The organism is Microcoleus sp. Pol8_D6 (assembly GCF_036700965.1).
Taxonomy (GTDB): Bacteria; Cyanobacteriota; Cyanobacteriia; order Cyanobacteriales; family Microcoleaceae; genus Microcoleus.
Genome location: NZ_JAUBPW010000106.1, coordinates 1 through 15,267, shown reverse-complemented (window position 1 = coordinate 15,267; position 15,267 = coordinate 1). Strand labels below are relative to the sequence as shown.

Here is a 15,267-nt window from a genome sequence, read left to right as displayed (position 1 = left end):
GCTGGCAACTTTTGGGCTAGCTTTACTGTTTCTTTTATTCATAACCGGCGTGCGACGCCGGTGGAACGCTCTTCAGAGGACTTTTGCTATGAGACAGGGGTTGAAACCCCTGGCGGACTATCGGGCTAACCGAGGTTTCTGGCTACTCGCGCACAATCAAAGAAACCGGGTTTTTTCCCAACTCTTCGCCTGTAACCAAATATTCTCTAAAAAACCCGGTTTCTCGCCACTCATCGAATCATTGTAAAATAAACATAGGTGTTACTGACAACTCCCCACAATGGAAGAAACCCGCACCCAAGCTTATCTGCAATTGATTGAGACACTCCTGACTTGCCCCAACGGTGAGGAACCGCAGATTTTACAGGCTAACTTAGAGTTGCTGGATTTGGGGTTTGTGGAAGTTTGCAAGAAAGTAACGGCACAGTTGGCAGAGACCGGAAAGGAAAAGCCAAGAATTAGCAGTAGAGGGGTGATATTACAGGGCATCGTGATAAACTAAGAGTTATAGTCCATATATATTCCCTATGACCAACAACCGGCTGGAATCCTTCCAAACAGCCTTCCAGAATCTTCAGTTACTTCCTTTGATCACCCCAGAGCAACTGAATAAATTCCATGTGGAATATGGCACAGAGATTTTAGAAGAATTGGATCATTTGGTTGAAGATTGCTCACCTGACAATAACAAAATCATTTTTACGGGGCATCTTGGGTCAGGCAAATCGACATTGCTGGGTCAATTTCGCCAAAACACGCAGAATCGCTACTTTGTAGTGTTCTTTTCAATCTCTGACGTGGTTGAGATGTCAGATGTGAATCATGTCAACATTTTGTTTGCTATGGCAGTAAAGCTTATGGAAGCAGCAGAAGAACGCCATATCAGAATCGGTTCTAAAACAAAAAAATCTTTTTATCAGTGGTTTAGTAAACATACTCGAACAGAGGGAAGTTCAGTTGATTCTAGCCTTGAGCTAGAAACGAGTGGAGAAGCTGGTGTAAATGCTTTGTTTGTGAAATTCTTTGCTAAGTTGAAAGCAACTTTGAAAGCCAACTCTGTGATTCGTGAGGAAATTACGATTGAGTTTTCGAGACGTATTTCCGACTTGGTCGATCGGATTAACGAGATCGCTAGTGCGATTCAAGCGGGGTGCGGACAATAAATTATGGTCGTGATTGACGATCTTGATAAACTCGACCTAGAGATTGTCGATCGTGTTTATCGAAATAATATTAGTGCGTTATTTCAGCCTCAATTTCGGATTATTTATACAATTCCAATGGCAGCGACACGAGATCTGTCGTTACGAGGAATTATTCAGAATGCCACTAATAATAAGATTCAATCCATGTGGGCGACAAAGTTGTTTCCGCGTGGAGAAGATAGAGTTCCAAATGCCTCTCCTGTCCCAGAAGCGGTAAAAGTATTTGAGGAAATTCTTTACAAGCGAATCCCCAAGCAGTTGATTGAACCGGAAGCAACTCAGATGATGATCGTCAAAAGTGGCGGTGCAGTGCGAGAATTTATTCGTTTGGCTAGTCAGTGCTGTGGGTTATGTTTGATGCAGTTACGCCGCACACCAGAGAAGCAAGATTTGATAATTACGTCTGAGATTTTGAAAAACGCTATTAAAGAATATCGGATTGATTTAACAGAACCCCTGGGAAAAAACAGGTATCAAATTCTAGTGGAGGTCTACCAAAATTATTTACCCGAAGATGGGATGGATCAGGATTTCCTAGATTTATTGCACACGCTCTACATCTTAGAATATCGCAACGACGATTTGTGGTTTGGAGTCCATCCAGTAGTTCAGGAAATATTGCAGCGGCGTGGACTAATTGGATCGGAGGGGTAAATGCTCAACAGTGAAATCGCGGACGATCGATCGATCAATGAGGATAGTTACGATGGGCTTGTGTCTTTAATTGAAGCAAGTCAAGGTGTATTTTCATTGTTGATTGCCTCCTGTAAACCGGGAGATTTTCAAACCCAGATTATTAATCGTTACGAGGCAGAACTTGCTCGCCATATCCCCTGTTATCGCGCGGTTTTGAATCAAAAGGAACCTAGCCTGAGAGCGGCGTTGGAGCAACTTGTCAACTCACGCCCAGAGTTAAAAGCGCCCCACGCATCAGCCGCAATTACTGTAACGGGAACCGAGGCTTTGAGGGATAGTGTGTCACAAGCTGACTCTAACCATAAGTCCGAGTTAAGGCGTTTTTTCGGCTATTTGCAATGGACGCGGGAGGGGTTGCGGGAGTTTCCTTTTCCGATCGTACTTTGGGTAACACCAAATATTCTGAGTCGCTTGAGTCTGGAAGCGCGGGATTTTTGGAGTTGGCGGAGTGGCGTATTTCGATTTGTGTCGCCTGCGGTGCCAGAAACGGGTGTGTTTAACACGAGTGGGGAAAGTTCTCTGCTGATTGAACCAGAGAGAAGAGTGAGTTTACCCCTAGATGAACTGTTAGAACAGGTTGAAAATCTGGAGAAACAAGCTAGGGAAACTCCTGCATTAGCAACCATATACAATCGAGTTGCTAATGCTTATGCAAATCGGGTAAAGACGCGCCAAGCACAGGATTATTCACAGGAGATTGATCGGGCAATTCATTTCTTTGACAAGTCACTTGCCTTACAAGAAAAATTGAACTTACGCCAGGCGCAATCTGACACTTTGTTACAGTTAGGTGATATTTACCGTGACTTAGGATTGTGGGAACGGGTATTTGATCCCTATCAGCAGTCTTTAGAAATTGCTAGGAATTTGAAAGATCGCCTGCGAGAGGCGGCTGCTTTGGGGCGACTAGGGAATCTTTACCAACAATATCGTCAAGGCGATCGTGCGAATAACTTGGAACAGGCGATCGCATATTTCACTGCTGCATTAACCGTCTACACCCGCGATGCCTTTCCCGAAAATTGGGCAGCGACGCAAAATAATCTGGCAATTGCCTACAGTAACAGAATCAGGGGAGAGAGGGCTGATAATATCGAACTGGCGATCGCATCTTACACTGCTGCATTAAGCCTCTACACCCGCGATACCTTTCCCGAAAAATGGGCAGCGACGCACAATAATCTGGCAGCAGCCTACACTTACAGAATTAGGGGAGAGAAAGCAGAGAATATCGAAATGGCGATCGCATCTTGCACTGCTGCATTAACCGTCTACACGCGCGATACCTTTCCCGAATATTGGGCCCTGACCCAAAATAATCTGGGAGAAGCCTACCGTAACAGAATCAGGGGAGAGAAAGCAGAGAATATTGAAAGGGCGATCGCATCTTTCACTGCTGCATTAACCGTCCGCACCCGCGATGGCTTTCCCCAAGATTGGGCCCGCACGCAAAATAATCTGGCAATTGCCTACTGTGGAAGAATTAGGGGAGAGAAAGCAGAGAATATTGAAAGGGCGATCGCATCTTGCACTGCTGTATTAACCGTCTACACCCGCGATGGCTTTCCCCAAGATTGGGCCCGCACGCAAAATAATCTGGCAGCGGCCTACTCTAACAGAATTAGGGGAGAGAAAGCTGACAATATCGAAGTTGCGATCGCATATTTCACTGCTGCATTAACCGTCTACACCCGCGATGGGTTTCCCCAAGATTGGGCTATGACGCAAAATAATCTGGCAAATGCCTACCTAGACAGAATTAGGGAAGAGAAAGCTGACAATATCGAAGTTGCGATCGGATATTTCACTGCTGCATTAACCGTCTACACCCGCGATGCCTTTCCCGAATATTGGGCCCTGACGCAAAATAATCTGGCAAATGCCTACTGTGACAGAATTAGGGGAGAGAAAGCAGAGAATATCGAAGTTGCGATCGCATCTTACACTGCTGCATTATCCGTCCTCACCCGTGATGCTTTTCCCGAAAATTGGGCCATGACGCAAAATAATCTGGCAAATGCCTACTGTGACAGAATTAGGGGAGAGAAAGCAGAGAATATCGAACTGGCGATCGCATCTTACACTGCTGCATTATCCGTCCGCACCCGCGATGCCTTTCCCGAATATTGGGCCCTGACGCAAAATAATCTGGGAGTTGCCTACTATAACAGAATCAGGGGAGAGAAAGCAGAGAATATCGAAGTTGCGATCGCGTCTTACACTGCTGCATTATCCGTCCGCACCCGCGATGCCTTTCCCGAAGATTGGGCCCTGACGCAACATAATCTGGGAGTTGCCTACTATAACAAAATCAGGGGAGAGAAAGCAGAGAATATCGAACTGGCGATCGCATATTTCACTGCTGCATTAACCGTCTACACCCGCGATGCCTTTCCCGAAGATTGGGCCCTGACGCAAAATAATCTGGGAGTTGCCTACAGTAACAGAATCCGGGGAGAGAAAGCAGAGAATATCGAACTGGCGATCGCATCTTTCACTGCTGCATTAACAGTCTACACCCGCGAAGCCTTTCCCGAACAATGGGATCAGACGCAAAATAATCTAGCCACAGCCTACTCTGAAAGAATTAGGGGATAGAAAGCAGAGAATATCGAACTGGCGACAAAGTGTTATAAAAATGCTTTAACTATCAGAACTCGTGAGGATTTCCCTCAAAAACTTACAGAAACTTTATCTAAGTTAGGTAATCTTTACCAAAACAACAAGCAATGGCAACTCGCTTTTAACGATCAAAACCTATGAAAACCTCTCCCACCAGCCAGGTAAATTCGCGCTGTCATTAAACCAGCCCCAAATCTGGATGCGAGACACCGACATCCAAGGCTTCCTCGACTGGAGAAAGCAATGTCACCTCCTAGACACTGAGTGGCGAGGAACCTGACAATGCCTCCTGGAAGAGGACAAAGCAACTCAAGGACAAAGAAAGCGGGTTTTTTCCCAAATCTTCCCACTGTAATCCCTCTTTTGTCAGTTTCGGCAGAAAATAATCTGGGATGGTTATATCATAAGACTTTTACCAAAAACCTTGATTTAAGCCATTCTGTTAGAAATTAAATGCTCAAATCCTTGAGCTATCTACAGTTGAAAATTTGGGTCTCATTTTTAATTTCCCAGAGTGACAAAAGAGGGGTAATATCGTTTCCGGTTGCATCGGAATAATAAAATCGAGTCAACAGTTAACACTCAACTATTCAGTTTTTCGACCCGCCCGTCAACAGTCAACAGTCATTCCGGTGCAACGGGAATTGATATAACAAAGTATCTCCCAAAAACCCCGTTTCTACCCACCCATCAAATACAAAACAACTGCCAACAGCCAAAACCGTCAACAGTTGTTTTATATATTCAATGCGGATGGCGAGACTCGAACTCGCAAGGACATAATGCCACACGCACCTCAAGCGTGCGCGTATACCAATTCCGCCACATCCGCTCTTTCTGGCAATCTCCGGGATTTTTGCGTTACGAGTTAAAGATTCACAGGTTGAGGTTCCTGACATTTAACTTGTGACTTGCCCTTTTGCACCGCCGATTTACAATCATAGCACCACTACCAGCAAAATGTAAAATAAATTTTTGTGAACAATTTCTGGAAAACGATTATCCAGAACATACCGAAAGGCATTATTGTACAGAATATTGAGTGAATTAAGCAGCGAAGATGGGGTTCTCGAAAATTTTAATCGCTAATCGGGGAGAAATAGCTCTCCGCATATTGCGGACCTGCGAGGAAATGGGGATTGCCACGGTCGCCGTTCACTCCACCGTAGATAAACACGCCTTGCACGTCCAGTTGGCAGACGAAGCCGTTTGCATCGGCCCCCCCACCAGCAGCAAAAGCTATTTAAACATCCCCAACATCATCGCGGCCGCCCTGACGCGCAACGCCGCAGCCATTCACCCCGGTTACGGCTTCCTCGCGGAAAACGCCCGATTTGCCGAAATCTGCGCCGACCATCAAATTACCTTCATCGGCCCTTCTCCTGCCGCGATGCGGGCGATGGGCGACAAATCCACGGCCAAAGAAACCATGCAGCGGGTGAAAGTCCCCACTGTTCCCGGTAGCGAGGGATTGCTGGCCGACGATCGCGAAGCTTTGTCGATCGCCCGCGACATCGGCTATCCTGTGATGATCAAAGCCACAGCCGGCGGTGGTGGCCGCGGCATGAGGCTAGTCAGAGAAGCATCCGAACTCCCCAAACTATTCTCAGCAGCCCAAGGCGAAGCCGATGCAGCCTTCGGCAACCCCGGACTTTACCTGGAAAAATTCATCGAAAAACCCCGGCACATCGAAATCCAAATCCTCGCCGACAACTACGGTAACGTCATCCACCTCGGCGAGAGAGATTGTTCGATTCAGCGCCGACACCAGAAACTCCTCGAAGAAGCCCCCAGCCCAGCCCTCAGCCAGAAACTGCGAGATCAAATGGGTCACGCCGCCATTGCCGCAGCCAAATCCATCAACTACACGGGTGCCGGCACTGTCGAATTTTTGCTTGACAAATCGGGCAAGTTCTACTTCATGGAAATGAACACCCGCATCCAAGTAGAACATCCCGTCACCGAGATGATTACAGGCCTCGACTTGATAGCCGAACAAATTCGCATCGCCCAAGGAGAAAAACTGCAAATCAAGCAAAACCAAGTAATTCTCAACGGTCACGCCATTGAGTGCCGCATCAATGCCGAAGATCCCGATCGCAATTTCCGGCCCCACCCCGGCATAATCAGCGGTTATTTGCCTCCCGGTGGCCCCGGCGTGCGGATGGACTCTCACGTCTACACGGATTACGAAATACCCGCTTACTACGATTCTTTAATCGGTAAAGTAATTGTATGGGGGCGCGATCGACCGACAGCCATCCGCAGGATGAAACGGGCATTGCGGGAGTGCGCCATCACCGGCGTTCCTACCACCCTCAGCTTCCACCAAAAAATTCTCGATTCCCCCGAGTTTCTCAACGGCGAAGTTTACACGAATTTCGTCGAACAGTTCTTGAATAATAGTCAGTAGTCAGTAGTCAGTTGGCAGTTGGTGGCAACTAATCCATGCCCGATGCCCGATGCCCGATGCCCGATGCCCGCCAACTGACTCTTACATCATCATTGTCAGGATTCCTTGCTGACCGAGAATCATTTCTCGCAGCAAGCTACAGATACCCACCCAAATAATCGGCGTAATGTCCACCCCGCCGATCGGCGGTACAATCTTTCTAGTTACGGCTAAAAAAGGTTCCGTCGGCCAAGCAATCAGACTCAACGGCAACTTGCTCAGGTTCACCTCGGGATACCAAGTCAGGACGATCCGAAAAATAAACAGCAAAGTCATCACGACTAGGACAGAGCCCAGAATCCAACTTGCAACGGTAATACCAGTCATGGGTCTTATCTCGAAATTTTAAGTTTTGTTAAGTCAGCCATTCATAATTTTAACCGTTTCACAGGTGCGATCGAAAGTATAAAATTAATAAAAATCAAATTGTTGTAACAAAGGCTTTGAATCTATGACTCCTTCTCTCGCGAACTTCTTGTACAGCCTGCTGGTCGGCGTGGTGGTTGTAGTGCTTCCAGCAACCATCGCCCTGATCTTCATCAGCCAAAAAGACAAAATCAAGCGCACCTAAAAAGTCAGCGGGTTTCTCAGTCCGGCGCTGCAAGTCAATTGTCGGCTACACGTCGGGCATTTCCCCGATCCGAAAAACCTCGGCTGCCAGCAACTGTCAAGGCAAAACCTTCAGTTGACTGCCAAGCTGAGGTTTTTTCCCGTTAAACTCATTATTATACTCACTTCCCAAGCTGAAACCCTGACCGGACGCTGCCCCAGAAAGCACAGTCGGGCTGACAGACTTAATGATAGATGTAAAATCTAACTCGCTAACATAGGAAAGACATAGGAGATAGGCTAATGGTCAATTTAGGATTGAACTGGAGCAGCCTGTTAGGGATCATCCTAGCAGTAGCAGGGGCAGGACTGTATTTTCTGCGATCGTGGCGTCCCAAACTAGCCCGAGACCACGATATTTTTTTTGCAGCAGTCGGCCTGCTGTGCGGCGGCATTCTGTTATTTCAAGGATGGCGGCTTGACCCAATTCTGGCATTCGGTCAATTTCTGCTCACCGGTTCCGCCATATTTTTTGCAGCAGAAAGCATTAAACTGCGAGGAGCGACCACAGCCCAAGCCAAAACTCGCGCCCAATACATAGATGAAGACCGACCGGTCAGCAACGCCTACGGTTACGACGGTTACGATGCCGACATGGAACAGCTAGAACCAGAGGAAGACTATCCGCAGCGTCCCCGGATTAGAGGCAGCCAAGACTACCGTTCCTCTCGGGAAGCCTACGACGACGAACCCCGCCGCCGCCCCTCGAATCGCAACGGCAGCGTTAACACCTCCAGGCCCGACTCGCCCGATCGATCGTCGCGCAAACGTCCCTCTCGCCCAGAAGCCCCGCCTGCCCAAGAGTCAGACAACTGGGACGTTTCAGACAACCCTGAAGAAAGACCGACCCGCAGCCGCAGCAGTCGCCCCCCAGCTTCGGAAAACCGCAGTTCCGATACGCCGCCGAGAACCAAAAAACCCCGTCCTACGGAATCATCCAGGTCTCGCCCCAGCAACCGCGATGTGGAAGCACCGCCGTCAGATTACGTGGAGTATCGACCTGTAGAATACCCGGAAGACCAACCGGATAATTCCCCCAGTTTCGACAAATAGGCAAACACTAAGTAGATGGGTGAAACTAAACATTTCTCGTGCCTGCAGGCAAAAAAATAAGTTGCGTTTATTGATGCCCATCTACTTATTCTCAGATATTAAAGTGATTAAAAAGACTGTAAATTGCGATGGTTAAACCCCAGATCAACGCAAATATACACAAATAAAAGCTAATTTTATTTCAAAATTATTTTGACATACCGAATCGGTGGAACTAATCGACAAAATAATAATCTAAATATAAAATCCCAAATCTTAAATCAGCAAGATGTCATTACTTGAAATAGGAGATCCTGCTCCCTGGTTTTCCATTCCTTCTACAAATAATCCCTTATTTCATTTCCAGACAGTTGGCGGCCGCCGAGTCGTACTGTTTTTCTTTGCCAGCGCAGCTTTTGAACAAATCAAAGTAATTCTCAAAAGCTTTCAAGAGCTTTCAGAAGAATTCCAAAGCTTGCAAGTACCGCGGTTCGGAGTGAGCGTAGACCCAGCAGACAAAGAACAAAACAGACCAACAACAATTGCTCCGTCATTCCTTTTTTTCTGGGACTTGGATAAAAAAGTCAGTCAGCAGTACGGTGTTTCCCGAGATGTCGAAGAAAATGGAGTTGCCGGAGTTCACTATGCACCCCAAACTTTTGTTCTCAACGAAAACCTTCAGGTAATTAATATTTTGCCGATGGGCGAACCGCACCAACACGCCCAGCGAGTATTAGATTTTCTCAAAACTTTGCCCGCAATTGAGGAAGCCCGAGCAGCCACTCGCCACGCCCCGGTGTTGGTAATTCCTAATGTTTTGGACAAAGCCTCTTGCCGTACTTTGATTGATATGTACAAAGCTAATGGTGGCAGTCCGTCGGGTTTTATGAGGCAAGTGGACGGGAAAACTGTTGGCCTGCACGACGAGACTTTCAAGAAGCGCCGAGATTTCTTTATTGAAGAGCCAAAGTTGCAAGAGCGATTGAATTCGATTATTTTGCGCCGGGTGCTGCCGGAAGTAGAGAAAGCTTTTCAGTTTACAATCACTAGGTTTGAGCGGTATTTGGTGGGCTGTTACGATGCTGACAGCGGCGGTTATTTTCGGCCGCACCGCGACAACACTAGCAAAGCTACCCTGCACCGCAGGTTTGCGATGACGCTAAACTTGAATGTGGGAGAGTACACGGGGGGATTTTTACGGTTTCCAGAGTACGCGCCGCACGGTTATAAAGGCGATTCTGGCACGGCGATTATTTTTTCGTGTTCTTTGCTGCATGAAGCGACGCCGGTGATTAGCGGCCAGCGTTTTGCTTTGCTGTCTTTTTTCTACGGCAATGAGGATGCTGCGGTACGACAAGCTAATTTTAAGTATTTAGCTGCTGATTCAGATTCCCGAGTTGGAGAACCGGCGTGAGCAAGGTCACTACCGTGGTGCAAGTCCTAAAATAATTACAGAAGGTAGTTAGCGGTTAGCCACAAAACCTAATTCCTAGCTACCGATCGCTAAATACTAATCGATCGCCATGAATTTCAAACTTCTAAGTTTAGCAGTATCGGGAATTTTAACGGTTGGGGTTGCAGCCAGCGCTACTGCGGTTGTTACGACATCCCCTGTGCGGCAATCAAAAGATTTAACGGAATTTAACTCGGTGCATTCCCAGGGTGCGATCGCCCAAAGTGTCGAAGAACAAACCAATATTCGAGTCTACGAAAAGGCCAGTCCGGCGGTTGTTACAGTCGATACAGATAAATCTAACGGCAGTGGCACAATTATCAGCCCCGACGGCATGGTGTTAACTAACGCCCACGTTGTTTCGGCAGGCGGTACCGTCAATATCATTTTGTCAGACGGCAGAAAACTGGTCGCCGATGTCATCGGATTCGGTGAAGAAGGTCTAGACTTAGCCGTGGTTAAGATTCGCGGTCAAAATAATTTACCCACCATTCCTTTAGCCCGTCCCGGTTCGGTGAAAGTCGGGCAACAAGCATTTGCGATCGGCAATCCATTCGGTCAATTTCAAGGTACTTTTACAGTCGGAATCGTCAGCCGCATCGACCAGCAGCGGGGCTTAATTCAAACCGACGCCGCCATCAATCCCGGCAATTCAGGAGGTCCACTACTAAATAGTTCAGGAGAATTAATCGGCGTCAATACTTCTATTTTTACTCGCGGTCGAGGTGGAGGTAATATCGGTATCGGTTTTGCAATTTCCGCAGACAAATTACCCGCTTTCCTGACAGCGGTGCGAGAAGGGCGGGCTCCCCGCGTGGCTCAAGCCCGATCGCCCTTTGGTGGCAACAAATCACCTCAAAAAGTTGCGTTAAACGGGCCCGCCGTTAGCGGCCTCCTCACCGAGAAGTCTAGCGTTCTGCCCACCGACAACAGCTTTTTTGACCTCTACTCGTTTGAGGGAAAAGCGGGCCAGCAAATCACAATAGAAATGAAAAGTCAAGAAATTGACCCTTATTTAATTTTGCTCGGGCCCAACCAGCGCGAAATCGCACAAGACGATGACGGGGCCGGCAGTAAAGACGCCAGAATTACAGTCAGGCTGCCAGCAGACGGGACTTACACGTTAGTGGCAAATTCCTACCAAGCTAAGCAGTCAGGGGCTTATACGTTAGAACTGAAAGCGAGTGCTCCTACCGCGCCTTCTCGGGCGATTTTGCAAGAAGAAGGCGCTTTAGTCGCAGGCGGCCCAGTATTGCCGTCTGACAACAGTCTGTATCGAGAGTATACTTTTGAAGGTCGATCGGGTCAGTCTGTAGCCATTTCCCTCGAAAGTACAGATTTCGATCCCTATGTAGCGATCTTTGACCCTAATGGCCGATTAGTGGCAGAAAATGACGATGGGAGCGATTCGACTAAAAATTCGTTTCTGACCGTTACTTTGCCCGCTACGGGTCGCTACCGCGTAATTGTCAATGCTTACGATGCTTCGGGTCGGGGTCGTTACACTCTAACAGTCCGCTGAAAATGGGTAATTGGGAATTGGTAATGGGTAATGGGTAATTGGGAATTGGTAATGGGTAATGGGTAATTGGGAATTGGTCGAATTATTTTTCCTGCTTCCTTCCATCCGTTAAATCCCGTACATTGCTCGTTGCCGAACTTCCTTCTTCCATCCGTTAAATCCGTCGAGCGAATCCGTTGCCGAACTTCCTTCTTCGTTGCAAACCGAGGTAATTCATGCGTCAAGTTAGATTGTGGGCGATCGCGCCAATTGCTCTGGTAGCTACTTTTTCTGGCAAGCCGACTGTCTCGCCGCCAGTTTCAAATTTAGGTGGAGTTGCTAACAGTAGTTCCTCCCTCATTTCAGCAGAATTTCCTCAAAATTTAACTGATGCGAAGCCTGCTGAAAAGGGTGTTTTAGCTCAAGCAAGTCCCAACCCGTCGCCATCACCACAAAGTTCGCCAACTCAGAGTCCTACTCTAGAACCTCGGCCTAGTCCTGATGCGGGTTCATCTAAAATCATTTTAGAGCAAAACGGAGAACTCACCCCTGCTAAGTCTTCTGTCTATCCCGCAGACAGCAGTTTGTACGACGAGTATACCTTTGAAGGCACTCAGGGTCAGAAAGTGGTTGTTACCGTAGAAAGTACCGAGTTTGATACTTATCTTGCTATTTTCAACTCCCAGGGCGAGCTACTTGCAGAAAATGATGATGTCACGGAGCAAAATTCCAATTCTGAGCTTACTCTTACTTTGTCTGCGAACGGTCGCTATCGCGTCATTGTCAATGCTTACGAGCCGCCTCCAAAAGGTAGAGGCAAGTACAGTTTGACCGTCCGTGAAACAACTGGAAATTAGTTTGAACGAAACTTGGCAGTCAGGGCACGGCAATGCCGTGTCCCTATAATTCAAGGACGATCGCACTACAAATAACTACTATCGACTTGGGAAATTCATATGTTGGTATGCAATTATATATGTTATAATTTTGTACTTCTAATTTGATAAACTTTATTTTAAATAACTCTTAAAAATCAAATGGAAGCTGAAATATCGATAAATTTTCAGCTTCCATTTTTAATTGATTTTGATTAATTTAACGCAGACCCAGCCAGGTAAAAAAATCCTGGCCTGTGAAGAATTCTAGCAGCAAAAGTCCCACGAACCCCACCATCGCAAATCGTCCGTTGATTTGTTCGGAGTACGCATTCCACCCAAAGGCTGGTTCTGGTTTTGGGTTATTTGGGGTTGTCGGTTTTGAGGATGGAGGAGTTTGAGCAGTCATTTAAAAGTTTTAAGTTTCGAGTTTTAAGTGATGATTTTGGGGAAGCTTAGCGATCGCACAACTTGTAATTTACCAGGAAAACGACAGCCGATCGCTAATCTGCTGACTTTTCTAAACTTTGAACCGATTCGATCAGATTTCGCACGGTTTCAGTACCTTCTGAAGGCTCAAAAAACAGCGGGAACTTGCCGCGAGCGATCATTCTCAAACCCAACGGGCCCAGACTCAGCAAACCTTTAACGTCGCGGAAGTAGTTTCCTACTACTTCGATCCCAAATTTGCGCTCATCTATCCAGCCGCCTTCTTTGACGAGATCGATTAAGACTTTGCGGTGGCGGATCGATCGACTGGCTTGGTCGTCTTTGCGATCGAGAATCTCTTGTTTAATCTTACCAATTTGATCCATCGGCGCGACTTCCATCGGACAAACCGAGTTGCAGTAGTAACAGCGGGTGCATCCCCAGACGCCTGCGGTGCCTTCGTTGTATTTTTCGATCCGATTTTCGGTTTCGCTGTCGCGGGAGTCGGCGATCGTGCGGTAAGCTTTGGCGAGGGCGTGGGGGCCGACAAATTCCGGGTTGACTTCGCGGGCGTTGCACTCAGAATAGCACGCACCACAGAGGATGCAGTTGCCGGTTTGGTCGAGTTTCGATCGCTCTTCTGGAGTTTGCAGAAATTCCCGTTCTGGAATTGCTCGCGAGGCGGTGCTGACATAGGGTTCAACTGCTTCTAGGTTGTCCCAAAAACTGGTCATGTCAACAACCAAATCTTTAATCACCGGCATATTTCCCATTGGGGCGACGGTGATTTCTGGGATGAAATCGGTAGGTATTTCTGCTGAGCTGGAATCGGCTATTTTTTGCAGTCTTGCGAGTTCGCTGGCTACATTTTCTTTGCAAGCTAATGCTGAGCGACCGTTAATTCGCATAGAACAACTGCCGCAAATTGTATTGCGACAATTTTTGCGAAAAGCTAAAGTGCCGTCCTGTTCCCACTTAATACTGTTGAGGCAGTCTAGGATGGTATTGCTCTCTTCCACATCTAGGGTGTAAGTGTGAACCCGACGAGCCTCGTTTTGATTTTGGCGCACTACATTAAAGCGGACTTTCATATTTTGAGTAAGGAATTTAGTGTTTATTTTAAGCTAAATTTTTGGAGTGTCTAGAAAGCTCTTATTTTTTTAACAACTACCTAAAGTAAGAGATTTAAAAAATTTTATTATTGTTTGATAAACATCAATAATTCTCAAGTTATAAATCCTAAATTACCACTTTTTTAAGCGGATTTGTGAGCTATTAATTGGAGATAAAAGTAATTAATCGCTGCAATTCGGTAGTCGGAGGTGCGTGATGTCCAGCTTGTTTGTATTAACTTTCATGTTTTCCACACCGGCTTTTTGTCTGGGTCTGCTAAATCCTCAATGGGTGGGACTGGGAACTCGCAAGCGATCGGCTGCCTTGTACGGCGGCTTGATGGCAGTTTCGTTCGTTTTGCTTGGGGTTACAGCACCTAAAGCGCCACAAACAGTTTCATCGGGGCTGCTGGCCTCAACTGAATGGCCAGAATTGAGGGTAAGCGCACCTTTGCGCTGAAGGTAGCTGGGTATGCATTTCACTTTTTTGGCAGCATTACAAGAAATTTTACCAGGACTCACGGCCGGTTGGGGCCAGAAACGTAGTTTTTTAAGAAAAATACTTGGTTCTACTCGTTTACTGCAATTAAAAACCCCGGTTTATAGGCGTCGGAGTGCGATCGCAAACAGTAGGGAAAAATCGTGGGCTTAGTAAGGAGAGATACACTCAGAAACCGGGCTGCACTAGGGTCGGGTGTCCAACGTTCTAGTTTACTTCGTAAATCATAGGGATTTGTGAGTTGGCCGGCAGATAAATAAGCAAGTTAACTCAGGACTGACGCACAGGGATTAAAGAAATTAGGTTCTTTAAACAGATATCCTTCGTGCTTCACCTCGGATTTTGGTAAAAGAAACCGGGTGTCTGCGTCCTGGATGACTTCTCTTTTTTACTGCTACTAAAAATCGCTATGTTTAATTTTTTCCTCTTAAGCTTTCTATTGTCGATCCCTGCCTTCTTCCTGGGTATTGTTAATCCGAAATGGGTGGGCGCACCAACCCGCAAGCGATCGATCGCGATGTACGGCGGGTTGATGGCGGCTTCGTTTGTGCTTGTTGGCGTCACCGCGCCCCCTCCGTCTCAGCAAGTTTCAGTGGCGCTTCCGGCCCCAAGCGCTCCGCTAGTATCCTCTCAAACCGCTAAGCAGTCACTGCTTTCGGCAGTGCCGACATCCAAGCCGGAAACTGTGAAAACGCCGACACCAAAACCTGGGGGGGTGACAAAGATGCCTAAGAGATAGACCGAATCAGGGTTGCAGCCCGCATACCTTGTTGGTAAAAGCG

16 protein-coding genes and 1 tRNA gene are annotated in these 15,267 nt (G+C 47.2%); 12 read left to right on the top strand and 5 right to left on the bottom strand.

Features of this window, described 5'->3' with window-relative positions; genetic code table 11:
- Window positions 1-280: 280 nt before the first annotated feature.
- The 4 genes from QUA10_RS27310 to QUA10_RS27295 are packed head-to-tail and all read left to right on the top strand — an operon-like array spanning window position 281 to window position 4,499.
- Window positions 281-502 carry a hypothetical protein gene (locus tag QUA10_RS27310; protein ID WP_333085670.1) on the top strand — a complete coding sequence of 74 codons (222 nt, stop codon included), beginning with the start codon at window positions 281-283 and terminating at the stop codon, window positions 500-502.
- 25 nt (window positions 503-527) lie between these two features.
- Window positions 528-1,163, top strand: a complete 636-nt coding sequence (locus tag QUA10_RS27305; protein ID WP_333085669.1) for a hypothetical protein — start codon at window positions 528-530, stop codon at window positions 1,161-1,163.
- A gap of 9 nt (window positions 1,164-1,172) precedes the next feature.
- Complete coding sequence (locus QUA10_RS27300; RefSeq protein WP_333085668.1) at window positions 1,173-1,859, top strand: ATP-binding protein; 687 nt, start codon at window positions 1,173-1,175, stop codon at window positions 1,857-1,859.
- Entirely contained in the window at window positions 1,860-4,499 is a 2,640-nt protein-coding gene (locus QUA10_RS27295; protein ID WP_333085667.1) for a tetratricopeptide repeat protein, read from the top strand.
- A gap of 772 nt (window positions 4,500-5,271) precedes the next feature.
- On the opposite strand, the gene QUA10_RS27290 is transcribed toward QUA10_RS27295, so the two are convergent.
- Window positions 5,272-5,355, bottom strand: a tRNA-Leu gene (locus tag QUA10_RS27290).
- 228 nt (window positions 5,356-5,583) lie between these two features.
- On the opposite strand from QUA10_RS27290, the gene accC reads away from it, so the two are divergent.
- Window positions 5,584-6,936, top strand: coding sequence for an acetyl-CoA carboxylase biotin carboxylase subunit (gene accC / locus QUA10_RS27285; protein WP_333085666.1), 1,353 nt, complete (start codon window positions 5,584-5,586; stop codon window positions 6,934-6,936).
- Between the two features lie 81 nt (window positions 6,937-7,017).
- Here the strand turns inward: accC and QUA10_RS27280 are convergent, their stop codons facing one another.
- Complete coding sequence (locus tag QUA10_RS27280; RefSeq protein WP_190736140.1) at window positions 7,018-7,302, bottom strand: YggT family protein; 285 nt, start codon at window positions 7,300-7,302, stop codon at window positions 7,018-7,020.
- A 124-nt stretch (window positions 7,303-7,426) separates the two neighbouring features.
- On the opposite strand from QUA10_RS27280, the gene psbX reads away from it, so the two are divergent.
- The 4 genes from psbX (at window position 7,427) to QUA10_RS27260 (ending at window position 11,591) form a co-directional block, all read left to right on the top strand.
- Complete coding sequence (gene psbX, locus QUA10_RS27275; protein WP_333051895.1) at window positions 7,427-7,546, top strand: photosystem II reaction center X protein; 120 nt, start codon at window positions 7,427-7,429, stop codon at window positions 7,544-7,546.
- A gap of 281 nt (window positions 7,547-7,827) precedes the next feature.
- Window positions 7,828-8,637: a Ycf66 family protein gene (locus QUA10_RS27270; protein WP_333085665.1), complete on the top strand. Its 810-nt coding sequence runs from the start codon at window positions 7,828-7,830 to the stop codon at window positions 8,635-8,637.
- 268 nt (window positions 8,638-8,905) lie between these two features.
- Window positions 8,906-10,030 carry a redoxin domain-containing protein gene (locus QUA10_RS27265; RefSeq protein WP_333085664.1) on the top strand — a complete coding sequence of 375 codons (1,125 nt, stop codon included), beginning with the start codon at window positions 8,906-8,908 and terminating at the stop codon, window positions 10,028-10,030.
- A gap of 109 nt (window positions 10,031-10,139) precedes the next feature.
- Window positions 10,140-11,591, top strand: coding sequence for a DVUA0089 family protein (locus tag QUA10_RS27260; RefSeq protein WP_333085662.1), 1,452 nt, complete (start codon window positions 10,140-10,142; stop codon window positions 11,589-11,591).
- Here the strand turns inward: QUA10_RS27260 and QUA10_RS27255 are convergent.
- Window positions 11,570-11,815, bottom strand: coding sequence for a hypothetical protein (locus QUA10_RS27255; RefSeq protein WP_333085661.1), 246 nt, complete (start codon window positions 11,813-11,815; stop codon window positions 11,570-11,572). The two genes, QUA10_RS27260 and QUA10_RS27255, sit on opposite strands and share 22 nt — an antisense overlap.
- Between QUA10_RS27255 and QUA10_RS27250 the strand changes: the two genes are divergently transcribed.
- Complete coding sequence (locus QUA10_RS27250; RefSeq protein WP_333085660.1) at window positions 11,807-12,427, top strand: pre-peptidase C-terminal domain-containing protein; 621 nt, start codon at window positions 11,807-11,809, stop codon at window positions 12,425-12,427. The genes QUA10_RS27255 and QUA10_RS27250 overlap by 9 nt on opposite strands.
- 238 nt (window positions 12,428-12,665) lie before the next feature.
- Here QUA10_RS27250 and QUA10_RS27245 read toward each other — a convergent pair whose 3' ends face one another.
- Window positions 12,666-12,854, bottom strand: coding sequence for a chlorophyll a/b-binding protein (locus QUA10_RS27245; protein ID WP_333085659.1), 189 nt, complete (start codon window positions 12,852-12,854; stop codon window positions 12,666-12,668).
- Between the two features lie 94 nt (window positions 12,855-12,948).
- Entirely contained in the window at window positions 12,949-13,965 is a 1,017-nt protein-coding gene (locus QUA10_RS27240) for a succinate dehydrogenase/fumarate reductase iron-sulfur subunit (protein ID WP_333085658.1), read from the bottom strand.
- Window positions 13,966-14,203: 238 nt separating this feature from the next.
- Here QUA10_RS27240 and QUA10_RS27235 point away from each other — a divergent pair, with 238 nt between their 5' ends.
- Window positions 14,204-14,446 carry a hypothetical protein gene (locus QUA10_RS27235; RefSeq protein WP_333085657.1) on the top strand — a complete coding sequence of 81 codons (243 nt, stop codon included), beginning with the start codon at window positions 14,204-14,206 and terminating at the stop codon, window positions 14,444-14,446.
- 448 nt (window positions 14,447-14,894) lie between these two features.
- Complete coding sequence (locus QUA10_RS27230) at window positions 14,895-15,224, top strand: hypothetical protein (RefSeq protein WP_333086435.1); 330 nt, start codon at window positions 14,895-14,897, stop codon at window positions 15,222-15,224.
- Window positions 15,225-15,267: the final 43 nt, after the last annotated feature.